Below are 22,925 nucleotides of genomic sequence, written 5' to 3'. Positions count from 1 at the left end.
GCCCTTGCCTGCGCATTTAGCCTGCCCACAGGCGCCGCTCTGGCTCAGGAAGACAGTCTGACCATTTTTGACTGGGCCGGATACGAGGACCCGAGTTCTTTTCCGCCTATACCGACAAGCACGGCACCGCACCCACCTTTGCGTTTTTTGGCGACGAAGAAGAAGCCTTTCAGAAACTCCGCTCGGGCTTTCGCGCCGATGCGGCACATCCCTGCTCGCAGTCGGTGCCCAAATGGATCGAGGCCGGCCTGCTAGAGCCGCTGGACACCTCGCGCATCCCCCGCTGGACCGAACTGGAAGCCAGCGTTCGCGATATTCCCGCCTTTCAGAAAGACGGCAAACCCTATTTTGTTCCCGTTGATTGGGGCAACACGGCCATCACCTATCACACTGACCACCTGAAGGACGCAGACGTCACCTCGCTGCAGGCCTTTGCTGATCCCAAACACGCAGGCCGCATCTCGATTGGTGACAATGTGGACGATGCCTATGCCCTCGGCTTCCTCGCCACTGGCGTCAAAGACTGGACCCAGGCGACAGACGCAGAATTCCAGGCGGCATCAGCCTTTCTACGTCAGGTACATGGCAATGTGCGCACCTATTGGGCAGATGGCGCCTCGCTGGCCCAGCTGATGCAAAGCGGCGAAGTATATTTGTCCTGGGCCTGGAACGAGACCTTTTCGACCATGACCTATGAAGGCCACCCGATCGCCATGAAGCGCGACACTGACGAAGGTGCCTCGAGCTGGGTTTGCGGTTATTCCAAGCTGGCCAATGGCCCGGGATCTGACGATAAGTTCTATGATTTCATCAATGCCTGGCTAGATCCAAAGACCGCCAACTACCTGGTAAGTGCTTGGGGCTATGGTCACGGCAACGCAAAAGCGATGGCAGAGATGGATACCGCCGACTTGGCCGCTGTTGGTCTCGATTCAACCGAGAACCTGCGAGCCAATACCCTGTGGCAGGCCCCTGTTCCGGTTGCGTTGCGCGAAAAGATGATCGCCGAATTCGAGCTGATCAAGGCTGGTTTCTAGTCACCGCCTGCCCTCTCCCCATAAAAAATAAATTAAGGCCCCAGGTTTCATTCCCGGGGCCTTTATTTATGCTTCACTCTCGCGACGTCTCAGTTTGCTGTGTGTTTCCCAAGGGACTGCAAGTAGCTGTCGACAAAACGCTTGGTGTAGGTCTCCATCTCAACAAAGGGTCCGGGCTCATAGTAGCGGGAATTCACCCCCTCCTGGTTCTTCTCGATAATAGTCTTGTCGGATTTGGTTGTCACATCCCAAAGCCAGACAAGCCGGTCCAAATCATAGTCTTCGCCCTCGACTGCATCCTCGCGCACCAGCCAAAGAATTTCCTGAATGGAGTTATCTTTGTCGACCGGGATAAAGCGATAAATCACCATATGGTCGCAGTAGATCAGCATCGGGTTGAGGATGCCGACATAAAGATCCGACGCACCACTGTCATATCCAGTTAGATCCCCCAGCAGTGGTGCCAGTGGCTCACCATCTTCGCTGCCAGTGACGTAGCCTTCAAACAGGCTATAACGGTTATAGGCATAGTCGGGCGATCCCGTCTGACGATTGACGGCAATGCGATCAACAAAATCAGTCGGGACACCACAATTCGCCGACCGCGCCTCCATAGCCGCATTCAGTGGCTCGATCCGCTCAGAGATCATATGGGTGGCGTGTGAGCGCGAAAACTCGGGGTGCGCCGCTGTGCAATGATAACATTCATTGTAGTTCTCGACCAAAAGCTTCCAATTGGCCTTGACCGGATATTGAACCCGATGGGCGATCTTGGCCTTGTCCAGCCCAAAGGGGCGCAGCAGATGATCCAGCTCTTGTCGGACCTTGTCAAAACTATCCGGTGTCTCGGCCAGTGAGACAAAGATCATGCCGTGAAAGACCGCAACCGCAATCCGCTTCAGTCCCAGCTTGCTGCGATCGACCTGTTTGTCGAGCATCCGGGCGTTGAACAGGCTGCCATCCAGATTGAAGATCCAGGCATGATACGGGCAGGTGAACCGCTTGGTATTGCCACGTGGCTCAATGCAGACCCGCGAGCCGCGGTGTCGGCAGACATTGGCCAGCGCATGCACTTCGCCATCATCGCCACGTGTGATGATGACGGATTCATCCATCATCTCCCACAGAAAATAGGCGCCGACTTCTGCCAGCTCGCTGACATGGCCCGCCAGTTGCCATTCATGGTGAAAAACACGATCCAGATCCTGCTGGAACACCGCGTCCGAGCGGTAAAAGGCTTGCTCCAGTGCATATCCAGGGGTGTGACGCGCGATAAGAGCGCCAAGATCGCCTGACGTTTTGCTAGAATTCATCATTGCTTTGGTCCTGCTTCAAGACCCTTTTGCAAGGTCCGGTTATTGAAATCAACACGATCGAATCCGCGCCCCAGCCCACCGACACCTTCCTGCCGACACTGAGAATAGAGCGGCCCGCCGTGTTGCGCATCGAAATCATCACCTCTTCGGTGTGACCGGGAAGCAGCACAGAATAATAAGTCATGTCGCCATAATAGGAGGTGCCCACGACCTGCGCCTCGGCGATACGTTCGGCGCTTTGATCGCCATCATACAACACGGTTAGCATTTCCGGTCGGATGCCGATGGTGTGGATGTCCTGCGGGTTCAGCCCCTCGGGCAGGTAGCTTTGCGGAACCTCTACCTCTCCCAACGCCGGAATGTTGAGATGCAGTCCGGTTTCCGTGCAGCTGGTAACCTGCGCGTCGAGAAAGTTCATCGCCCCGATAAAAGACGCAACCCGGCGACTGTTGGGGCGACGGTACAGCTCCTCCGGTGAGGCGAGCTGGGCGATCTTGCCCTCAAACATCACCGCGATGCGATCCGACATGATCAGGGCTTCTTCCTGATCATGGGTCACCAGAATAAAGGTGATCCCCAAAGACTGTTGCAAGCGGCGCAGCTCTACTTGCATTTGGTCACGCAGCTTTTTGTCCAGGCTGAAAGCGGCTCATCCAGCAGCACCACTTTGGGGCGCATTACCAGCGCCCGCGCCAAGGCCACTCGTTGACGTTGACCACCCGACAGCTCATGCGCGGCGCGCTTGCCATAGCCAACCAGGTCGACCATCTCAAGCGCCTTAACAACTTCGGCAGCCTGCTCGGACTTGCTTAGCTTGCCCTTCTTGAGGCCATAGCCGACGTTTTCAGCCACGTTGAGATGCGGAAAAATCGCGTAGCTCTGGAACACCATATTGGTCGGGCGTTGATTGGCCGAAATCCCGGCCATGGATTTGCCACCAATCACGATAGTGCCTGCAGTTGGCTCCTCAAAGCCGGCGATCATCCGCAGCAGCGTGGTCTTGCCGCACCCCGAAGGCCCCAGCAACGAGAAGAACTCACCCTCTTTGATCTCGGCATCAATGCCTTTCAGCGCATGGAAGGTGCCAAAATACTTGGTCACACCACTCAGATCGATGATGGGTTGGGCGTTGGGTGACGTCATATCAGACAAAACCTCCGGTGGAAGATGCATCAGCACCTTGTTTGCGGGCAGAGCGGCGACGGAACCATTCCGCCAGGATCAACAGAAGGACAGACATCGCCAGCAAGATTGTCCCCAGCGCCATGACCGAGGGTAGCTTGGAGGGGAAGCGCAGCTGGCTCCAGATATAGACCGGCAGGGTTACATCAGTGCCGGTAAGGAAAAAGGCGATGATGAATTCATCCAGCGAGATGGTGAAGCTGATAAGCAAGCTTGAGATCACACCGGGCATCACCAGGGGCAGGGTCACACGCCGGAATGTCCCCCAGCGGCTTTCGCCCAGATCCTGCGAGGCTTCTTCCAGGCTGTGATCCAGCCCGTTGAAAGCAGAGGTGAGAATGGCGATGCAAAAGGGGACACAGATCAGAACGTGACCGCCCACAACAGTCCAAAGCGACAGCGGCAGGCCAAGCTGCATCAGCAGCACCAGCAGTGCCACTGCAACGATGATTTCGGGCAACACCATCGGCAGCATGATGAACCCGATTATGCCACGCTTAAGTGGAAAGTTATACCGCGCCGCGGCCCGCGCGGCACAGGCGCCAAGGACTGTGCTCAGGATGGCCGACGACACCCCCACCAGCAGCGAGTTCTTCACCGCCACATGCAGGGATTCCGTGTTCCAAAGAACGTCGAACCATTTGGTGGTATAGCCCGACAGCGGAAAGGCGATGATGGTTGCGTCGTTAAAGGCAAAGAGCGGCAGCAAAATGACCGGCGCATAAAGGAACGCCATGTAGATCACAGCATAGAGGCCCAGAAGTTTGGCAAATGGGTTCGATTTCATTCTACTTTGCCTCTGAATTTCTTACCAATCAGGTAAATCATCAAACTGACCGAGGCGACAATTCCCATCGACGAGACCGCGAGTGCCGCCCCAAGAGGCGCGTTGTTGGCTTTGCCAAACTGGATCTGAATCATGTTGGAAATCATCAAACCATCGGTCCCCCCCACCAGACGCGGAGTGATGAAATCACCCACTGTGGGGATCAGTACAATCAAGGTCGCCGCGATCACACCGGGCATCGCTAAGGGCAAGGTCACCCGAAAGAAGCGCCGCACAGGCCCGTCGCCAAGGTCCTCGGCTGCCTCAAGCAATGAGCGGTCGATCTTTTCCAATGCTACAAAGATCGGAAGGATTGCAAAGGGCGCCCAGGCATGGGCCAGGGTCAGCACCACCGCATTGGCGTTGTAGAGCAGGAAAGTCATCGGTTCATCAATAACTCCCAGCCACAAAAACGCGCTGTTCAGCACCCCATTGTAGCCCAGGATGACCTTCCACAAAAACACCCGCAGCAAATAGCTGGTCCAGAACGGGATGGTGATCAGAAACAGCCATAGCGCCTTACGCCGATGCACGTGGAACGACAGGTAATAGGCAATAGGAAAGGCAAACAGCACGGTGACAACCGTCACCAGTACCGAGATCCGCAAGCTGCGCATCATCAGGGCCTGATAGATCGGCTTGGTCCAGGCCTCGTGATAGTTCGCCAGACTAAAGCTGCGGTCGATATCCAGATAATTTTGCGTCCAAAAGCTGAAGGCGACAACCATCAGCAATGGCGCTGCCAGCAGGGCAATCGCAAACATCAGCGGCGGGCTGATCAGCGTCAGCCCCCGGCGCCCCTCGCTATCCATGTTCGCGCTCCCCTGCCCTGTTCACTTTTAGGGTGTCGTTTCGGCCAACAGGGCCTGGTTTACTATGGCGAGCTGCCCCGGCAGAGGTTCATCCTCAGCCAACACCGGAAAAAGCATCCGCAAAGCATCGTGATAGCTGCGCACGCCGGATTCCAGATCCGACAGGATCACCCCATCAAAACCACTGGAAAACGACGCCTCCCAGCACCACTCTATCAGTTGCTCGTCTTCCTTGGTGGTGATCCGGTCGATCCTGCCGCTCAGATACCGCGCCACGCGCATCTGCCGATCCTCAACGGGCCGTTTGTAGCAGGCACCGCGCTGGATGGTCTTGCCGTTCGCCACCGGGTATTCCTGATAAAAGATCACCGAATCCGGATAGATGCCAAAGACCGCATTGGGAAAGACACCAAGGTAAAGCCAGGACGTGTTCTGCTCGTCGCTCAATCCTTCGATCTGCGGCATCAGATTTTTGTACTTCTCAACGCTCCAAAGCCGCCCCTTGCCTTCGCGAAACCGCGAATAGGACCGGGATGCGCCCTGAGCCAGATCCTCGTCATGATAATTAGAGCCAAAGAGATCATGCAGGCCGGGATGCGCCATTGGTACGTGGTAACCCTCGTTGTCGACATCGCGCACGCATTTCCAGTTGGCGGCAATATCTTCGCTCCAAACACCCGCACCATCGGGCAGCAGATCTTTCAGCCCATATGGCGCAACCTCCGCCTCAAAACGCGCCATGATCTGCGACACGCTGGGCTGGGGACCGGGCTTGAATCGCACAAAGACAAAACCCTGCCAGATATCCATCTCGACGGGTTTGAGACCGAATTTCACTGGATCCATCTTCGGCAGGGTGCCGGGATGCGACGCCCCTCGCAAAGTGCCGTCCAAATTATAGGCCCAGCCATGGAACGGGCAAATGATTGCTGATTTGCAATGGCCCTTTTCCTCAGCGACAACCCGCGACCCACGGTGGCGGCACAGGTTGTGAAAGGCCCGTACTTCACCGTCGTTGCCACGTACCACCAGGGCTCGTTCGCCCACCAGGTCCAGTGTCATAAAGTCACCGGCATTGGGTATATCATTGACATGGCACACCAACTGCCAGTGACGGCGGAACAAAAGATCCTTTTCCGCCTCCAGCATTTCAGGATTGGTATAGCTCCAGGCCGGCAGACCTGAGCGGTCCGCAAAGTCTTGTTCTGCTGCAGAGTTCTGGGTGTTCATCCGACTATCCTTGCTCGCTACATCTAACGCCTAACAATTTTTGTTTAAGCGCTCAATCAAAATTTTGATGCAAAGGTAAAACCAAGCTCTTTCATACGCTGTATCGTATACGGCATTGTTGATGGCGGGGATGCCTCCCCGACCCTATACGCGAAAAATCAATTACTTAAGCGTTCCAAAACCCCTGGCAAAACGCTTTGAGTTTTGGGGGCGTTGTTGGGACTGTTGCATCAATTGGTTCGTTTGAGGATTGTCAGGTTTTTGGGGTTGATCATGCCGCACATTTTCCCGCTCAAGCACCACCGGTTTCCGCGCGACATTATCCTTTGCGCCAAGCGCTGGTATCTGCGCTATCCCTTGTCTTATCAGATTATGGTCGATCTTCTTGCCTAACGCGGCATTTCGCTTGATCGCTCGACAGTCTACCGCTGGCATCAGACGTTTGGCCCTGAACTGACTAAGCGGACCGAGAAACATCTGCGGCGGGCGAGTTCGACTTCCTTGATCCACTCTTTGATCGTGCCGCATGACCTACTGCCCTGACTCTCGCGCAGTTTCACCCGAATAATGCAACAGTCCCCCCCTACCCTGACCACAAAAAGAGTCGTGGTTCACGTATCGCTCACAGAGATGACATTCTGCAGATCCCGCTTGCGCCCTTTCATCCTTCCTTTCAATGTGGGTTTTTTTCTCCAATTTCCCGATCGCGTAGAAAAAGGTTAGACCGCCGGTTTCGGGCAATCGGCGTCAGTTTTGACATACCCCCCTAACGATGAAATACCTCGCGGGCTGTCTTGCGACTGTGGCAGCGCTGACAGAGGCTCTGCCAGTTACTCCCATCCCAGAATAGTTTGCGATCACCTTTGTGCGGTGTGACGTGTTCCACATCCATGGCCGCCTCAACAACGCACAACTCATTGCTTTCTTTCCAGATCGGGTTGCAGCGCAAGTGAACCAACCGCGCCGCTTTCCATTTGGGACCTATCAGATGCGCCTTCACCCGTTTCTTTGCGTCTTTCAGGTCTGCTGACCCCATCACCTCAATCTTTTCTCAGCTCTGCCCAACTTATCCACAACCAAATCCGCAAATTGTGGCACGGCTGCATTTATCTTTTCATTATCATTTCTTCTCTTCTCCTTTCAGCACGGCGTTTTTTGGAAGAAAAAAAACTTCCAAAAACTTCCTGCGGAATTCCGTTTTCTTCCGGCGGAAGATTTCTGGAAGAAATTCACTGGCGCGAGGACAAAGCATTCAACGCTTCCCTCACCCGCGTCACGGTACAACTGCCGACAGGATACTCGCCCTCGAACCAAGAGCTGATCTGTTCAACCATCGACTGGCTTTCAGCAAACCGACCACCGTCAGAAATGTTCCTGACGAGAATCTAGAGTATACTGGTGAACCGATTGCGCGCCCAATTGTTCAGCTAGGCTACCGCGTACTGGCACCGGCTGTCAAAGACTTCTAACGAAATCCCGAGCCGCTTTGAATTGGTTGGCAAGGTGCCGACCGCTGTCAGCATACTTTTTCAATTGGCCGCTCAACTTTCATCCCTAATTTTTCCGTGACGTCGTAACCCAAGCAACAAATACCGCACCCCTGTGTATCTGCAGATACACAGCCCATCGGAGACCAAATCTTAGTCACCCTCTGCAAAGTGAGCCTTTAGGAAAAGTTGCAAAGCCTCTGAAACATCGGCCTCCCCTGCCCCAGCATCAAATTCCAGCACCATCTTTTTGCCGCGCCGCTTGGCTGTGACTGCAGTCACAGCCCCCTTGCGTCGATACTCTACGACCTCCGTGGACGCTTCCCTTGGCTGCTCTACTTTCGGCTTGCCAGCGTCAACCCATGACTTGACGCTGGCTACCAGGCCCCGGATTTTGACCTGCGGCATATCTTTCACGGCACCATCAGAGAACTCCAAAAGCTCTCTTTGATACTGCCAAACAGATTGACCAACCGAAACTTCAGGACGCTGAACGTTCAACAGATCCGAGACCTGGGACTGGCTTGCATCTGGCATTGTCGCCGCGATTTGCCCGATGCTGAGATACCGCTCAAAGGCACTCAGATCCGCACGGACAGTGTTTTCCTCAAAACGCTCAATCAAATCCTCGCGGGTCTCATCGCCTTCTGTAACTGCAGATACAATCGCCAAGACGTCCCGGTTCAACAGCTTGCAGACAGCCAACCGCCGCCGCCCGGATTGCAAAATGAATTTGTCATCTGGACGCGCGCGGCCTGCAGCGTCTGGCGTCCAATCTGAAAGGGCAGGGCGCAAACGGATTGGCTGCGTCTGGCCACGCGCCTCGATGCTGGCGCGTAGATCATTGAACTGATCATCGCTACCAAATTCCTGCAGGCGATCCGTTCCAACCTCATCAATGATCTGATCCACCGACAGCCGAAGCACCAGAGAGCCGTCTTGGTATCGATCACCAACGGAAGACCGCGCGGCATCGATCTCTTCACGCATCGCGGCAACCTGACCATCAGCAGCTACGGCCAAAGGACCACCGCGCAGCTTGGGTCTCTTGGTTTCCGTTGCGCTTGATCCCGTAGGCACAGGCTTCTTTATCGGTGCTTTTCTAGCCACGTTTATTCCCCCCAGCGATCAGAGATAAATTGCGCTCCAAAGCCGCGATCCGGAAGATGGGGCAGGGCGCGTGATACGATATAGTCATTCACTGCATTTGCATTGTCGGTAAAGTTCTTGGCGCTGACCTTACGCCCGTCTGGCGGGGTGTATTCATAAATCGACATATACTGCTCAGAGGCATTGGCAACAGCGGCGCTGCGATCGTACCAGACCTGCGCGACCATATCGCCACCATGCGCCCGCAAATCAGCGATTTGGTGGACGTCCTTTTCATTGTCGCCCTGAACAATGCTCGGCAAAACAAAATGATCACCGGACCCAAATTTGAAAGAGGGATCAGCCTCTGAAATGACATCAAGATAGCTGGCCAATGACTCTGCATAGACTGACAAGGTAGACAGATCAAAGCCCTTCATAGTCATAGGGACCACAAGGCTATCTGCAGATACTGTGCCGCACATCTGCATAAAGGTCATGCTTGGCTGCTGATCAATAACGATCACGTCCAGCGTCTCTGTCAACGCGGTGCGGTATTTGTCTAGGTTGAATGTACCGTCGTCATTCCGCAGATCAGTGGCAATCGCTTTTGGCTGATGCGCCTTGGACCAATGATCGATCGCTTCAGACAGTGCAGCATAGATCCGATTGTTGCCACTCTGATACATCCGCATCAGTGCCATATCACCATTCATAATATCCATCCCACCCGGAATCATCCTCACCCCAGGCCAGGGCGTTTGCTGCCAGATATCATTTTGCTCAGCAGCAGGGGGCAGGGCAGGGGGCTTTCCATCCAGCGCACTCAGCCCCATGAAATCAATTGCGGTACGAGATGTTTCTGTAAATACATCCATCCCGTCACCTGCAAAATACAGGCTACAAGTCGCCTGCGGGTCGCTGTCAATAACGCCAACTCGCAACCCATAGGCAAGGGCGAGATACTGCGCGAAATGTGCGGAACTAAGCGTCTTACCTGTGCCCCCCTTCAGCGCACCAAAGGCGATCACTTTCAGCGGATCACCCGGCTTTCGCCAATGAATGTGAGCGGGCTTTATACGAGGTTTTGAACCTAGCAGCGCGCGAATAATTCCCACTTCATCGGCGCTAAACGTAACCTCTCGGCCACTACGCTTGCCTGTTGGGAATAGCTCCGTATCGGCTTTGGCTGCATGGGCAAGAAAGGTGACATCGACACCCAGAAAAGCCGCTACCTCCCGTTTGGTAAAACGTCTGGAAACGCGACGCTCAAAAGTATCCTCGCGAAAAGTCTGCGTATCTACTCGCTCCATCACATCGGACAGGGAGTGCATGAAATCCCTCAGATCCTTGTGGCCTGTATCTGTAGATACACTATCTGTCACGGCTCTTAACTCCACTTTTTTCGGCTGTGTTTTCGGCTGAATACAGGGTGCAAATATGTTTGCACAGTGCCTTCATGCGTGGAGCTTTCGATATTGCCGGAAATCGTGCTCAATAAGCCGCAACATTGTATCTGCAGATACAGCGTTCTTTGCGGAACTTAGCATGGTTGCAAATTGCTTTGTGGCAGGAGGTTTTTTCCAGTGCCCTTTCCAAACAGCCTGAATTTCACTTTCCAAAGCATCAAGCTGACCCTCAGAAAACGAATTATTTTTGCACCTCATGACCATTTCAGACAACTCGCTGATTGAGACAGTAACACCCAGACCACCCCAGAGATCTTTCAAACGAGACGCTATGCCCTCAATTGGAACCGGAGCAGGGGGCTGCGATGTTGCTAGAATTTTCTCGCTGTCTTTCATCAAGGCTGGGGATGCAGCTCCAGAAAATTGGCCATAGGTCACGCCGGAGGTCAGACCCTTCCAGGCTTTATAAACTTTTTTGATAAGTTCACTGGCCGCAGGCTCACTGTGGTGTGTTTTTATGGGTTTGTGTTTTACTTTAGTAGGGCGTTCAGCGGGCTGTATGCTGCGTTCAGTTTTTTGCGGGGCAGGGGAGGCGCATTTCTTGCGGGCCTGGACCCACTTCGACCAGAATAGAACTTTGATTTTCAGGCGGTAGTTTGCGCCATTGCTGCGGGTTTGTGTTTCTGTGGATACAAGGCCAGCCGCCCGCAGCTCGACCAGATAGGAGCTGACAGAGCTGCGGGCCCGATGAACCCATTCAGCGAGCTGTTCCAGCGAAGCCCAGGAGTAGCCCTGGGGATCCGACAGGTTGCAAAGGACGGACAAGGCGCGAAAGGCACCTGGGGAAATTTCCAGATCAAAGATCGAGGCGGGCAGGGCGACAAAGCCGCGCGCCGGATCGATCGAGATTGCTTTAGACATAGCTTTCTCCTCCGCACAAACTCATTGTGCGTTGAATCACGTCCTGCTATGCTGAGAGCGTTGAGTATCTCAGTTTCGCAAGATCTGTTTTCAATTCAAAAGGGTTCAAGCGTTGGCGCGCTTGGCCCTTTTTCTTTTTTGCGGTTTGTTTGTTGCTCGATCCGCTGTGTTTGCTCTTTGCTTTAGTCTCTATTGATTGCTTGAAAGCAGAGAACTAATCAACAAGTTTTTGCTGGATTGATGCCGGTCAGGCAATGAGTGGCTAAAGAATATTATGTAACATACTGAAAAATAATAAGAAATAATATTTGAATTCTAGCGTCGAACCCTTGATTGAACCACTAGATACCCTCTCTAGTGATGCCCCAACCACTAGATCTGCCCAATTAGAGCCTAAAAACCGACTCGGAATGGGAAACTGTGTCCCGTCAGAAGTGTTTTGATCACGGATTCTTTGCGCACAATATGTGATAGTCCAAGGAGAACTGGGTTTTCCTAAAGTTACCCTATACAGGACTGTTGCACTATTTTGGCAAGGCTGCGCGAGGGTCAGGGTAGTACATTAGGGCATGCGGCACGATCAAAGAGTTGATCAATGAAGTCGAGCACGCCTCTGACGCCTAGTTGTTTGTGATGATTGTGGCCTCGTTTGATGGTGCGAATTGTCTCTATCCCGCTCAAGGTTGCTTTGACAGTTCGGAAGGACCGGAAGCCTTGCCGATACGTTTGCGCCTTATCGGAAAACACCTCGGTCAGCCCATCAATGGCCTGCCGTTTCCACGTCGTCACCTGCGTCGGATGAACCCTGTGCCTCTCTGCAATCTCTTGCGCGGTTCTGTCACCACGCAGCGCCTCGAGCGCTACCGGACCACTTCACATGTCGGGTGGGTTATTTTTAAGCGCTCATTGGCAAGCAGATCAACCTGCGGGTTCTCAGAATGCGGCGGCCTCGTCGGGAAACAGGGTGCGCAGCAGGCCAAAAGTGGTCTCAAGCGCGTGCTCGCGGGAATAGTCCTTCGGAAAAAGATGCAGTTTTTGCCAACAGCCATCGGTGAAGGAGTCGATCCATTCTGCGGCCTGCACTGCGTGGGTGGGATCCTCTGGCACCAGTTCTGCGCAGATTTCGCGAATGGCTTGGGTCCGGCGGGCGATGAACTCTTCGGTGACCTCGGCGTATTGCGGAGTGAACTTTTGTTCTCCCCAAAAGGCGAACCAGACGGACAGGGTTTCTGAGTTACAAATATCCGGGGCAAAGTCTGCTTCGATAATTGCGCGCAGCCGACCTGCCGGGGCTTGCGCGGATTTGGAAAGCTTGCTCTGCCAACGGTCTTCGTATTTCTGGTACTGATCGCGCAGCGCTTCGGCCAAAAGTCCGCCCTTGGATTTGAAATAGAACACAGCAACGCCCTGCGACAGCCCGGCTTCGCCTGCCACGGTCGCCAGCGTCGTCTTGGCCAGCCCGTTGGCCACGATTGAGCGAAAGGTGGCGTCCAAAATTTGGCGACGCCGCATATCTGCGTTGCCTTTTCGCTCTTTTCGCGGTTTCGGCCCACTCTCTACTGCAGTGTTCATCTATCTTCCATTCTACAATACCTTTCCCTTTTTTCACAAAACGGGACGGCTGTCAGCTTGATAATTTTATTTGAGCGCTCAAAAAAACTTTACGCCGAAAACTGCATCACCTAGGGTCACAGCAACGACGGAGGAAGATCATGAGTCAGCACGACAGATACGACGCCATTGTGGCGGGCGCCGGGCACAACGGGCTCACCACTGCCTGTTATCTGGCCAAGGCCGGACTCAAGGTTTTGGTGGTGGAAAAGAACGACTGGATCGGTGGTGCAGCCGTCAGCCGGGCGCTGCATGATGGCTGGACTTATTCCAACTGTTCCTACGTCTGTTCGCTGCTGCGCCGTGAAATTGTGCGCGATCTCGAGCTGCCCAAATACGGCTTGCAGGTGATCCCCTATGAAGGTGGTGCCAGCTTTACCAAAGGCGGCGACTACTTCGCCTATATGTCTGACCATGACGCCCTGCGTCGTGAGATCGCGCGTCATTCCCTTCGTGATGTCGACGCCTATGAACGCTTTAGCCAGACGGTAATCCGTCAGTGTCGCTTTATTCGCCCCTTCCTGCTGCGTAACGCGCCTGATCCCACCTCGATGAAGCCGCGTGACATCAGCGAGTTGCTGTTCCTGGTCAAACAGGCCCATGATCTCGGCTCCAAAGAGCTGGGCGAAACCCTGCGGTTTTGGTCGATGTCGATTGGCGACTTTCTGGACGAACATTTTGAAAGCGACCTGATCAAGGCGCATATTGCGGGCGCAGGCATCATTGGCACTGGGCTTGGTGTCTACTCTCCCGGCACCGCCTATGTGCTACTGCATCACTACATGGGGGATGTGGATGGGACCATCGGTGCCTGGGGTTTTGCCCGCGGTGGCATGGGCGCAATCTCCAACGCGCTAGGGGCCTGCTTTGAGGAGGCCGGCGGCAAGATCGTCATGGGTTCGGGGGTCGACCAATTCCTGGTCCGCGATGGCAAGGTAACGGGTGTGGCGCTGGAAAACGGCGACGAATACCACGCGCCGATCGTCGCCTCCAATATGGATGTCAAACGCACCTTCCTGCAGCACACCGAGACCAAGCCCCTGCCGGATGATTTCACCAAGGCAGTGAAACGCTTCAAGATTCGTGGATCGTCAGGCAAGCTGAACATCGCGCTGGACGCACTGCCCGACTTTCCCGCCGCTCCCAAAGGCGCGTCCTTCCTGCGCGGTGACATGCATTGTTCGGAGTCCCTGAACGAGCTGGAGCGCGCTTATGACGATTGGAAAGAGGGTCGCTGGTCGCAAAACCCCTATTTCGACATGCTCATCCCCAGCCAGATCGATCCCACCATGGCGCCTCCGGGCAAGCATATGATGACGGTCTTTGTGCAATACGCGCCATATGATCTTGAGGTCGACGGCGTACGCGCTGGCACCAATTGGAACGACGCCACCCGCAAGGCCTTTTCCGACTGCGTCTTTGATAAACTCGAGCAGGCCTGCCCCGACATTCGCTCCAAAGCCCTGCACGCCGAGATCCGCACGCCTTGGGACATTGAAAACGAGGTAGGCCTCACCGAGGGCAATATCTTCCAGGGCGAGCTGACATTTGACCAGCTGTTGTTCAACCGTCCAGTGCCGGGCTACGCGCAATATGACACGCCCATCGACGGCATGTATATTGTCGGCTCCTCCGCGCATCCAGGTGGTGGCGTGATGGCAGCCCCCGGCGCCAACGCGGCAAAGGAAATCCTGCGAAACATCGGCAAGCGCGGCGCTATGTCCGGCTATGCGGCCTGAGGAGAGAGCAATGAGCACTAAAACCTATGATGCCATTGTGATTGGTGGCGGCCATAACGGATTGGCCGCAGCGGCCACTCTGGCCCGCAAAGGCAAATCCGTCTGCGTGATTGAGCGTAACGAAACCTGCGGCGGCATGGCCCGCAATGCAGCTTTTACCAATGGATCCCTGGCGGCGCAGATCGCGCATCTGCTGTACAACCTAAACCCCAAGGTCGCCAAAGAACTGGGCATCGGCAGTGCTAAAGCGCCGTTGCAGACCAAGGAACTACCCACCGTCTCGCTGCAAGAAGATGGTAATCATGTGGTCATCCGCGGCACCAGTGCGAGCCTCTCGACAGGTGCCGCGCACCCCGAGGCCGCCGCCTTTGATGCGCTAATCAGCCGTCTCACTCGTTTTGCCGCCTTGCTTGGGCAAATGTCGACCAAATCGCCCCCCGCACTCGAGGGTGGTCTGATGGACCTGGCCACACTGGGAGAACTCGCGGGCCTGGCAAAACTGGGCTTTGATCTCAAACGCATGGGCAAAAAAGAGATGCGAGAATTCCTGCGGGTGATCCTGTCGAACGTCTACGACTTAATTTTGGACGACCTCGAAGACAGCCCGTTGGCCGGTGCCATGGCGGCAGACGCAGTGCGCGGTGCCTATGCGGGTCCACGTTCGCCCGGCACCGTATTTTCCCTGATGTATCGCTTGGGCCAAGGAGGCGGCGCGCAGCTGCCTATGGGGGGCATGGGTGCGGTTTCAAACGCTTTTGAGGCGGCAGCCCGCGCCGCTGGTGTCGAGATCCTCACTGGCAAGGGCGTTGCCCGCGTGCTGATCGAAGGCGACCGCGCCGCAGGGGTGGAGCTGGATGATGGCGGTAGCCTGCAGGCACGCGCAGTGCTGTCCAACGCTGGGCCCAATGCAACAATGATGCTGGCCGGGCCGGAACATTACGATGTCGAGGCTGTACGTCGCATGCGCAACCAGCGTTGCAAAGGCACGGCAGCCAAAGTGAACCTGTTGCTGAAATCAGCACCACAGTGCACCGGCCTAAATGCCGATTTGACCGCAGGGCGGATACTGATCGCCCCCAGTGCCACCTATGTGGAACGCGCTTTTAACCCGGCGAAATACGGCGAGTTGCCCAAGGATCCGGTGATCGAACTCGTGATCCCCTCGCTGACGGACGCAAGCATTGTCAAGGATGGCCAGCATGTTCTGTCTGCCGTGGTCAGCTTTGTGCCCTACGGGCTAGAAGGTGGCTGGGATGAGGCTGCACAGCAACGCGATCAGGCGTTGACACTGGCGACCCTGGAAAAATACGCCCCCGGCATCAGCGATCTGGTGATGGAGCAGCAGGTGATGAGTCCCGCCGATATCGAGGCTAAGACCGGCGCTCCTGGCGGTCACTGGCATCACGCCGAAATGGGGATCGACCAGATCCTTACGGTGCGCCCTGCCAATGGCACGGCCCATTACCGCTTTGGCCCCGAGGGCTACTATCTTTGTGGCGCTGGTGCCCATCCAGGCGGTGATGTTACCGGCGTGGCCGGTCGCAACAGGGCCTTTCAACTACTAAAGGACGGGGTGCTGTGATGAGCAAACATGTTCCCATCGGATTGATTGAGACACCCTTCCAGCCCCGGCTGGAAGCAATCAGCACTGCCAAAAGCTGGACCAACTGGGCTGGCTATATCTCGCCCTTGACGCTGGACCCGATTGAGTTTGAATACTTCGCCATCCGCAACCAGTCGACCCTGTTCGACATCTCGCCGATGCATAAGTACCGCGTCACCGGGCCGGATGCGCTGAAGGTGATGAACCGCCTGGTCACCCGCAATCTGGCCAAGCTGCGCGATGGCCGCGTCGGCTATGCCATGTGGTGCGACGAAGAGGGTCTGCTGATCGATGACGGCACCATTTTTCGCTACTCCGAAACCGATTTTCGCCTCTGCTGCCAAGAGACCATGTACACATGGCTACTGGACACAGCCTGGGGTTTTGACGTCGAAATCCGCGACGAAAGCCACGAGATTGCCGGGCTCTCATTGCAGGGGCCGACGTCGTTTTCGCTGCTGAAGGACGCCGGGCTTGGGGCCGTGGCTGATATGAAACCTTTTGACTGGCGCGAGATTGAACCCGATTTGTGGATCTCGCGCACCGGCTTTACTGGCGATCTCGGCTCTGAGCTTTGGGTGCCTTGGGACGAGGCTTTGGATCTGGGACCGGCTTTGGGGCGCCGGTGACCACTGGGGTCTGCGCGCCATCGGTTTTGAGGCTCTGAACATCTGTCGCATCGAGGCAGGCTTCATCGCCGCAGGCGTAGATTTTCAACCGGTGCATACGGCGGTGCGTTTGGGGCGCGGCCGTAGCCCGCTGGAACTGGGCTTTGGCAAGATGGTGGCCTTTGACAAAGGGCACTTTAACGGCCGCCGCGCGCTGCAAAAACAAAAGAAACAGGGGCTGCGCTACCATCTGCGCAAGATCGACATTGGTGGTTTTAAGCCCGCCGATGGCGCCCTTCTCTACCATCGTAAAAAGAAAGAAGTCGGCCATGTCACCTCGGGCGTCTGGTCGCCTACGACAAAGCGCAACATCGCCCTGGCCGAGTTCAAAGCGCCTTACGGCGACACTATCACCGATGATCTCTGGGCCGAAGTCTATGTCAACGAGGAAGGCCAGTGGGACAAACGCCTGGTGAAAGTCGAGTTCGAAGACAAACCCTTCTTGAGCAATCCTCGGTCGCGCAGCACTCCGCCCCTGCCCTTTTAGATTTGGAGCTATCAGTATGACAAAAATGAGCACACGCACCTTCTCCAATGAACCCAACACAGAGACTCTGCTGGAATGGGATCGGACCCATCAAATCCATCCTTGGATGGCCACCGATGATTGGCGCGGTTACGACAACATGCTGGTGGACACTGCCGACGGCATTTACATGTGGGACGGGAATGGCAAGCGCTACATCGACGGCCCCGGCGGCATGTGGTGTACCCAGATCGGCTATGGTCGCCGCGATATGGCCGATGCCATCGCAGCCCAGGTTCTGAAACTGCCCTATACTTCGCCCTTCACCAACACGACCGAGCCTTCGGCTGTGCTGGCCAAAAAGCTGGCGGACTTGGCGCCGGGTGATCTTAACAACGTGTTCTTCACCACTGGTGGCTCCACCGCAGTCGATACCGCGCTGCGCACCATGCAGTATATGAACAACCGCCTGGGTCGCCCCAATAAGAAAAAGATCATCGCGCGGGAAAAAGGCTATCACGGCTCCACCTATCTGGCCCATTCGGTGACCGGTAAGGAACGCGACAAAAGTCATTTTGATTTTGAAACCCGGCTGGTGCATTTCCTGCCCGACGTGAACCCCTATCGCCGCCCCAAAGGCATGAGCATCGAGGAATGGTGCGACGCCAAGGTGCAGGATCTGGAAACCGTCATTTCTGAGGTCGGGGCTGACAACATCGGTGCCTTTATTGCCGAGCCAGTGCTGAGTTCCGGCGGCGTCATCGTGCCGGCCCCCGGCTATCACAAACGCACCCTCGAGATCTGCCGCGCCCATGATATCCTTTATATCTCCGATGAAGTCGTCACCGGTTTTGGACGGCTTGGTCACTGGTTTGCCTCCGAAGAGGTCTTTGGCATCGTGCCCGACATGATCACCTGCGCCAAAGGGCTTACCTCGGGCTATCTGCCGATGGGGGCCTGTATCATCTCGGACAAGGTGATGGAACGGATGAGCGGACTTGGAGAAGATTCGACCTTTGCAAATGGTTACACCTATTCCGGTCATCCCGTCTGTTGTGTTGCCGCACTGAAGAATATCTCTATCTTCGAGGAAGAAGGCCTTCTCGAGCACGTGCGCGCCGTGACACCACATTTCCAATCCCGCCTGCGGGATTGATGAAATACGACATCGTCGGTGACGCCCGTGGTGAGGGCCTGCTGGGTTGCATCGAATGTCAGGCTGAAGATCTGGAGGCAGAACGTCAGATTGGCTCACAAATTGACGCCGCCTGCGAAGAAATGGGGCTGATCGTGCGTCCTTTAATCAACATGGCGGTGTTCTCGCCACCGCTGATCATCACGCTTGAGCAGATCGACGAAATGTTCGACATTCTGGAAATGGCCATTCAAAAGGTGGAGGGCACCTTGGTCAAGAACTAGGCTGACCTCGCCAGAAATCAGGACTTAAAAATTCATGCCCGACGCCATCACAATTCGCTCCCTCACCGCCAAGACCGAGACCGGTTGGCGTCGGCTTTGGACTGCCTATTTCCAGTTCTATTAAGGGTCTGATGCCAATAGAACGCTAAGGTGCTTGGATCATTTTTGCAGCCACCTGTATTCGCCGGTGAGAATGATGTGGGCCCATCCAAGTGGCGAGATGTGCGACCCTCGGCCAATGAACATCATGTATCCGTAATACTCACGCCAGGCGAGCAGGTGTTCACGGTGGGTTTCCTCCCACATCGCATAGTCTACCGGATCATCAGGTTTCAGCCCGAGTTGCGCAGACAAGAAGCGTTGCCCGCAGGTGGTGAGACAACATTATCCGGCGGGGCATGTGGTTCCCTCCAAGATCAGGGGAAATGACTGTCCGTAAAGGGATCGCTCAACGGACGGATTTGGGAACGGATTGAAACCCAGTAAATCAGGCCTCAAATCCGTCTCATATAAATGGTACGGAAAGATTTGCAAAAGAGGGGCCTTATTCGTACAATTTCAACATGAAAACTACCCTCATCGGATATGCCCGCTGCTCAACCGAAAAACAGGATTTGTCGGCACAAAGGCAGGCTCTTTTGGAGCTGGGTGTGAGTGAAAATCTCATTTATACGGACCACGGCCTGACCGGCACCAATCGTGACCGTCCTGGCCTTGATCAGGCCATTGCCGCTGTCCGGGAAGGCGATACATTGGTCGTGCCCAAGCTGGATCGTCTCGCCCGGTCCGTCCCTGATGCCCGCGCGATAGCAGAACAACTTGAATCCAAAGGTGTGAGGCTCGCTTTGGGAGTTTCTGTTTATGATCCAACAGACCCCATGGGAAAGATGTTCTTCAACATCCTGGCCACGTTCGCTGAATTTGAGTCCGACCTTATCCGCATGCGCACCCGCGAAGGCATGGCCATCGCCCGAGCCAAAGGAAAATTGCGAGGGAAACAACCAAAACTATCTGAAAAGCAACAAAGAGAACTTGGCCGCATGCATGCAACCGGCGAGTATTCTGTCAGCGATCTGGCTGAGCTGTTCGCGGTCTCCAGGCCAACAATCTATAGAACATTGCACCGCATAGGAGCTAAAATCAGTCCTAGTCTAGCGAGCCACTTCCCATTGCAGCAAAATATTCGCCCCTTTGGCAGGGGCTGATGACCGGTTCCAGCCCGTGCAGGCCCATGCCAAAGGGGGCAGGTGCAGTAGCTGCGGCTACAGGAACGGCCCAAAGCGGACTTGCGAAAACATGGAGTGCTGCATCGCAGCCAAAAAAAGCCCAACTTGTGGGCTATGAGCCAGCTAATCTGTTCCAAGTTAGATGCTTTTTGGACCAATGTTCTTCGATGGATTGAGTAAAGTCATGCCTTACAAGTTTCGCCCGTCCGATATTCCATGAGTGGCTGTCATTTCTTAAAACAAACCCTTCCAATCTCTCATTGGAGTATTTACTTTGTTTTAGCTCTAAGCACTCAATCAATTTGATCAAACTAGCGTCCTCGATGTCCACTTTTGGGACTGTCTGCAACCCAGCCGAGGAGGCCAGAACGTTTCGCCGAAGCACACTCCAAAAACGCTTCTCTTTTAAGTCATACACATCAAAGAGAAGAAAAAGATCAGGCAACGAAGAGTATTCGATCGAATGTTTGGCAGCGCACCACTCACCAAACAGAATTACTTTTTTCGGCAACACTTCTTGCAGTCTGTCAGAATTCATAGCCAGCCAGGAAGGCAAGCGTGAGAATTGCCCACGGTAAGGTGCAGCTAGGTAGCTTCCACGGTTTTGGACACGGAGTTTACCATTTGGTGCTCTTGAGATGCCTATGTTGGCTCCATCTAACTTCTCCTCGACTATGAGGTCGTTCTTTAAGAAAGCCTGTTGCTCTTCGGCTGACATGACTTTGTCTTGCCGTGAAACCGAGGGGCTGGCCGTCAAATGTATGGTCGAAGGAAACTTAAAAAAATCGGGCATCAAAAAACTGGTACAGTTTGATTGGGGAACTTATTAGAATAGAAGCGGCAGATATCATCTGGGCAAATATATTCGACGTCGATACCCGCCGCCTTCAGGCGAACATTCCAGTTGAGCCACTTGCAATCGGCTGCCTGAATTACCTTGGGGTCACAACCGTCCGCTCCTGCAACTGCAACAAATTTTCGATCTGGTGGGTCAAATTCATCTTGAAGCACTTGGTCCGGAAATTCGACATATGTGTCAGGGCATGGACCCCGAGTGAGCGGAACCTGTCGGCAATGTCTTACGTTGGTCGAATTGTTTAGAAGCCATTTAAGAAAAACACCCCCAACCGCCTTTCCTTTAGAAGGCATAGTTTTGTTTTGATATTCCTTGAGGATTTCATAACCGTCATCGATGATCACAACGGACGATTTCATTACAGAAAAGAGTTGCTGCGAGCAATTGGCTACGCATTCTGGTGAGACACCCTCATGTTGACCACTTGCCGTCAAGATTACGTTTGTGTCGATAACTACTTTAGTCATCATTGAATTCTTTAGATTTACGCGCTGAGGCTGCTTCTACACGCGCAACCAAGTCAGCCATCTCATTACCAAAAAATCCATCAGGCCAATTACTAATTTCCCCAAAATCGTCGATTTTAAGTTCCTCCAGCTCTGCGCCAGACTTAGATCTTTTGCAAAAATAAACAGCAACATCATCTGGCAGAAGTTCACCTTCAGCAATCCTTCGTTGAACTCGTTGCAATAAATGCTCTGAATGGCTTTCAATGATCAATTGTGTGTTTCGCGGCTTTCCATCTTGAACTGACTTAGTCGCAGATATGAGGGCATCTGCGAGTTCAGCCTGCACCTGAGGGTGTAAGTGAATTTCTGGCTGCTCCATCCATACAGTTGAATTAGGTTGGCAATAGAACGCTTGAACCAAAGCTGGTAGAACTTGCGAAACTCCGAAACCAACATCAGTGATTTTTACTTCAGAACTATCTGGGTGAGTTTTTACAAGAACTTCATACTCTTTCCGACCCTCCGATAGTGGCTTGACCGAAAAGCTATGGATAATCCCCATTTCTTTCATCCACCACGCGATGAACTCATCGAAAGGTCTCTTTGTCGACTTCGGTCCCTTATTGATTTTCAAACCGCTTTGAGCGGCGGAAAGGATCGCTGGAATTGTATTCTCTCCCTCCATCCCGACGAAGCTTGGCGCATCCCCTGACCATTGATATACGCGGCTTGGAGACTTCCTCAAAGGCCCTAAGTAGTAGAGTTGCGAGAACATTTCTTCCGTTTCCAGGGCAAAGTCAGTTAAGAACTCGGCGTTCTGAAACCTTGCACGACTTTGGTCAGAGATTCTATAAAATTTGTCGGGGGCCTCTAAAGGCCATTGACGACCTGTTGTTTTGACCAGTTTATAGGTGTCGCCTGTTTCCCAGTAGTGCTTTCCGTTTTCCCTGAAGTAGCGGACCTTTAGGTTTTCGGCGCCGCCAGAAAGTTTGTAACGCAAGCTTTCAACTTGATTTTGCCCGGTTGCGGCCTGTGATCCAAGCTCAACCGATTTCTTTAGTTTGTTCCCGCCGATCTTTTTCTTCTCAAGGGAGTTCCTCACTTCCAAGGTTGCAGGCAAACTCCAACCGATTGAGAACCTTATTTTGCTCTCAACGTCATGATTGTAGACACAATCCTCAAACGTACCTAAATCGATAGAGGTATTGTCATCCCCGAGATGGAAAGCGCGTTTCCTGTCTGACGATTCAACCGTTTGCTTTAGAGCCAAAAGTAGGTGCCCTAAACTGCTTTTCCCAGCACTGTTTCCACCAAAGAAGATCGTCAGCGGAGCCAAGCGAACTGGTCCGGTGTCACGCCACTCCTTAAAGTTCTCTACTCTCATGGTTCTAAGCATGTTGACACCTTAGCTTTTGCATCTCCAATTGCGATTTCTTTGGAGATATTTTCATAACACTAGTTCCTCGGCGAACATGTTTGCCACCAATTTAAGTTTGAGGGACGGTAGCCGCATGACCAACCTTTCGCAAGCGCAGCGAACTTCCGCTTTCCGCCCTTCGTGCCGAAATGTGCATGGTGC

Annotated in this window: 19 protein-coding genes and 3 pseudogenes; 9 read left to right on the top strand and 13 right to left on the bottom strand. The window is 54.1% G+C overall.

What is annotated here, in order from left to right:
• The first annotated feature begins 71 nt into the window (after nucleotides 1-71).
• Nucleotides 72-1,037 (top strand): extracellular solute-binding protein, encoded by a 966-nt coding sequence (locus tag B4968_RS09440; protein WP_139792689.1) that lies wholly within the window; start codon nucleotides 72-74, stop codon nucleotides 1,035-1,037.
• Nucleotides 1,038-1,126: 89 nt separating this feature from the next.
• Here B4968_RS09440 and B4968_RS09435 read toward each other — a convergent pair whose 3' ends face one another.
• The 5 genes and pseudogenes from B4968_RS09435 to B4968_RS09415 all read right to left on the bottom strand — a co-directional run bounded on the left by B4968_RS09435 (nucleotide 1,127) and on the right by B4968_RS09415 (nucleotide 6,403).
• On the bottom strand, nucleotides 1,127-2,353 hold the full coding sequence (locus tag B4968_RS09435; protein WP_083098471.1) for an aromatic ring-hydroxylating oxygenase subunit alpha: 1,227 nt from the start codon (nucleotides 2,351-2,353) through the stop codon (nucleotides 1,127-1,129).
• A pseudogene (locus B4968_RS09430) lies at nucleotides 2,340-3,496 on the bottom strand (ABC transporter ATP-binding protein). Before B4968_RS09430 ends, B4968_RS09435 begins: the two are co-directional and overlap by 14 nt.
• Nucleotide 3,497: 1 nt before the next feature.
• Nucleotides 3,498-4,322 (bottom strand): ABC transporter permease, encoded by an 825-nt coding sequence (locus B4968_RS09425; protein WP_083098469.1) that lies wholly within the window; start codon nucleotides 4,320-4,322, stop codon nucleotides 3,498-3,500.
• Nucleotides 4,319-5,173 (bottom strand): ABC transporter permease, encoded by an 855-nt coding sequence (locus tag B4968_RS09420; protein ID WP_083098467.1) that lies wholly within the window; start codon nucleotides 5,171-5,173, stop codon nucleotides 4,319-4,321. Before B4968_RS09420 ends, B4968_RS09425 begins: the two co-directional genes overlap by 4 nt.
• A gap of 27 nt (nucleotides 5,174-5,200) precedes the next feature.
• A complete protein-coding gene (locus tag B4968_RS09415) occupies nucleotides 5,201-6,403 on the bottom strand; it encodes an aromatic ring-hydroxylating oxygenase subunit alpha (protein WP_083098465.1) in 1,203 nt (400 codons plus the stop codon).
• Nucleotides 6,404-6,676: 273 nt separating this feature from the next.
• Between B4968_RS09415 and B4968_RS26120 the strand changes: the two are divergent.
• A pseudogene (locus tag B4968_RS26120) lies at nucleotides 6,677-6,895 on the top strand (IS6 family transposase); the annotation flags it as partial.
• A 274-nt stretch (nucleotides 6,896-7,169) separates the two neighbouring features.
• Here the strand turns inward: B4968_RS26120 and B4968_RS24330 are convergent.
• Complete coding sequence (locus tag B4968_RS24330; protein WP_241525664.1) at nucleotides 7,170-7,295, bottom strand: HNH endonuclease; 126 nt, start codon at nucleotides 7,293-7,295, stop codon at nucleotides 7,170-7,172.
• A gap of 199 nt (nucleotides 7,296-7,494) precedes the next feature.
• Here B4968_RS24330 and B4968_RS23475 point away from each other — a divergent pair, with 199 nt between their 5' ends.
• On the top strand, nucleotides 7,495-7,872 hold the full coding sequence (locus B4968_RS23475) for a hypothetical protein (protein ID WP_161492564.1): 378 nt from the start codon (nucleotides 7,495-7,497) through the stop codon (nucleotides 7,870-7,872).
• A 171-nt stretch (nucleotides 7,873-8,043) separates the two neighbouring features.
• Here the strand turns inward: B4968_RS23475 and B4968_RS09400 are convergent, their stop codons facing one another.
• From B4968_RS09400 to B4968_RS09380, 4 genes are all read right to left on the bottom strand, one after another.
• Nucleotides 8,044-9,000, bottom strand: a complete 957-nt coding sequence (locus tag B4968_RS09400; RefSeq protein ID WP_161492563.1) for a ParB/RepB/Spo0J family partition protein — start codon at nucleotides 8,998-9,000, stop codon at nucleotides 8,044-8,046.
• 2 nt (nucleotides 9,001-9,002) lie between these two features.
• Complete coding sequence (locus tag B4968_RS09395; protein WP_139792685.1) at nucleotides 9,003-10,364, bottom strand: ParA family protein; 1,362 nt, start codon at nucleotides 10,362-10,364, stop codon at nucleotides 9,003-9,005.
• A gap of 72 nt (nucleotides 10,365-10,436) precedes the next feature.
• Nucleotides 10,437-11,309, bottom strand: a complete 873-nt coding sequence (locus B4968_RS09390; protein ID WP_083098457.1) for a helix-turn-helix domain-containing protein — start codon at nucleotides 11,307-11,309, stop codon at nucleotides 10,437-10,439.
• Between the two features lie 933 nt (nucleotides 11,310-12,242).
• On the bottom strand, nucleotides 12,243-12,821 hold the full coding sequence (locus B4968_RS09380) for a TetR family transcriptional regulator C-terminal domain-containing protein (RefSeq protein ID WP_241525661.1): 579 nt from the start codon (nucleotides 12,819-12,821) through the stop codon (nucleotides 12,243-12,245).
• Between the two features lie 200 nt (nucleotides 12,822-13,021).
• Here B4968_RS09380 and B4968_RS09375 point away from each other — a divergent pair, with 200 nt between their 5' ends.
• The 6 genes and pseudogenes from B4968_RS09375 to B4968_RS09350 all read left to right on the top strand — a co-directional run bounded on the left by B4968_RS09375 (nucleotide 13,022) and on the right by B4968_RS09350 (nucleotide 20,020).
• Nucleotides 13,022-14,659: a phytoene desaturase family protein gene (locus tag B4968_RS09375; protein WP_083098454.1), complete on the top strand. Its 1,638-nt coding sequence runs from the start codon at nucleotides 13,022-13,024 to the stop codon at nucleotides 14,657-14,659.
• Nucleotides 14,660-14,669: 10 nt separating this feature from the next.
• Complete coding sequence (locus B4968_RS09370; protein WP_241525660.1) at nucleotides 14,670-16,241, top strand: phytoene desaturase family protein; 1,572 nt, start codon at nucleotides 14,670-14,672, stop codon at nucleotides 16,239-16,241.
• Nucleotides 16,241-16,891, top strand: a complete 651-nt coding sequence (locus B4968_RS24325; RefSeq protein ID WP_241525659.1) for a hypothetical protein — start codon at nucleotides 16,241-16,243, stop codon at nucleotides 16,889-16,891. Before B4968_RS09370 ends, B4968_RS24325 begins: the two co-directional genes overlap by 1 nt.
• A 151-nt stretch (nucleotides 16,892-17,042) precedes the next feature.
• Entirely contained in the window at nucleotides 17,043-17,417 is a 375-nt protein-coding gene (locus tag B4968_RS26115) for a glycine cleavage T C-terminal barrel domain-containing protein (protein ID WP_420916501.1), read from the top strand.
• Between the two features lie 25 nt (nucleotides 17,418-17,442).
• Nucleotides 17,443-18,815: pseudogene (locus B4968_RS09360) on the top strand (aminotransferase).
• A 563-nt stretch (nucleotides 18,816-19,378) separates the two neighbouring features.
• Entirely contained in the window at nucleotides 19,379-20,020 is a 642-nt protein-coding gene (locus tag B4968_RS09350) for a recombinase family protein (protein ID WP_083098447.1), read from the top strand.
• 133 nt (nucleotides 20,021-20,153) lie between these two features.
• On the opposite strand, the gene B4968_RS09345 is transcribed toward B4968_RS09350, so the two are convergent.
• The 3 genes from B4968_RS09345 to B4968_RS09335 form a co-directional block, all read right to left on the bottom strand.
• Nucleotides 20,154-20,759 carry an RNA ligase family protein gene (locus B4968_RS09345; RefSeq protein ID WP_206601083.1) on the bottom strand — a complete coding sequence of 202 codons (606 nt, stop codon included), beginning with the start codon at nucleotides 20,757-20,759 and terminating at the stop codon, nucleotides 20,154-20,156.
• Between the two features lie 74 nt (nucleotides 20,760-20,833).
• The gene (locus B4968_RS09340) at nucleotides 20,834-21,241 is read right to left on the bottom strand and encodes a hypothetical protein (RefSeq protein ID WP_206601082.1); all 408 of its coding nucleotides are present in this window, start codon (nucleotides 21,239-21,241) and stop codon (nucleotides 20,834-20,836) included.
• 115 nt (nucleotides 21,242-21,356) lie between these two features.
• A complete protein-coding gene (locus B4968_RS09335) occupies nucleotides 21,357-22,742 on the bottom strand; it encodes a DUF3696 domain-containing protein (protein WP_083098443.1) in 1,386 nt (461 codons plus the stop codon).
• Nucleotides 22,743-22,925 lie beyond the last annotated feature (183 nt).

It is taken from the genome of Pseudophaeobacter leonis (assembly GCF_002087335.1).
Classification (GTDB): Bacteria; Pseudomonadota; Alphaproteobacteria; order Rhodobacterales; family Rhodobacteraceae; genus Pseudophaeobacter; species Pseudophaeobacter leonis.
This window is presented reverse-complemented; position numbering and strand designations above follow the sequence as displayed.

What these genes read in the sequence shown, in the direction of transcription:
- B4968_RS09435 (WP_083098471.1), bottom strand. Translation starts at nt 2,353, where the DNA reads ATGATGAATTCTAGCAAAACGTCAGGCGATCTTGGCGCTCTTATCGCG.
- B4968_RS09425 (WP_083098469.1), bottom strand. Translation starts at nt 4,322, where the DNA reads ATGAAATCGAACCCATTTGCCAAACTTCTGGGCCTCTATGCTGTGATC.
- B4968_RS09420 (WP_083098467.1), bottom strand. Translation starts at nt 5,173, where the DNA reads ATGGATAGCGAGGGGCGCCGGGGGCTGACGCTGATCAGCCCGCCGCTG.
- B4968_RS09415 (WP_083098465.1), bottom strand. Translation starts at nt 6,403, where the DNA reads ATGAACACCCAGAACTCTGCAGCAGAACAAGACTTTGCGGACCGCTCA.
- B4968_RS24330 (WP_241525664.1), bottom strand. Translation starts at nt 7,295, where the DNA reads ATGGATGTGGAACACGTCACACCGCACAAAGGTGATCGCAAACTATTC.
- B4968_RS09390 (WP_083098457.1), bottom strand. Translation starts at nt 11,309, where the DNA reads ATGTCTAAAGCAATCTCGATCGATCCGGCGCGCGGCTTTGTCGCCCTG.
- B4968_RS09380 (WP_241525661.1), bottom strand. Translation starts at nt 12,821, where the DNA reads ATGCGGCGTCGCCAAATTTTGGACGCCACCTTTCGCTCAATCGTGGCC.
- B4968_RS09375 (WP_083098454.1), top strand. Translation starts at nt 13,022, where the DNA reads ATGAGTCAGCACGACAGATACGACGCCATTGTGGCGGGCGCCGGGCAC.
- B4968_RS09370 (WP_241525660.1), top strand. Translation starts at nt 14,670, where the DNA reads ATGAGCACTAAAACCTATGATGCCATTGTGATTGGTGGCGGCCATAAC.
- B4968_RS24325 (WP_241525659.1), top strand. Translation starts at nt 16,241, where the DNA reads ATGAGCAAACATGTTCCCATCGGATTGATTGAGACACCCTTCCAGCCC.
- B4968_RS26115 (WP_420916501.1), top strand. Translation starts at nt 17,043, where the DNA reads ATGGTGGCCTTTGACAAAGGGCACTTTAACGGCCGCCGCGCGCTGCAA.
- B4968_RS09350 (WP_083098447.1), top strand. Translation starts at nt 19,379, where the DNA reads ATGAAAACTACCCTCATCGGATATGCCCGCTGCTCAACCGAAAAACAG.
- B4968_RS09345 (WP_206601083.1), bottom strand. Translation starts at nt 20,759, where the DNA reads ATGTCAGCCGAAGAGCAACAGGCTTTCTTAAAGAACGACCTCATAGTC.
- B4968_RS09335 (WP_083098443.1), bottom strand. Translation starts at nt 22,742, where the DNA reads ATGCTTAGAACCATGAGAGTAGAGAACTTTAAGGAGTGGCGTGACACC.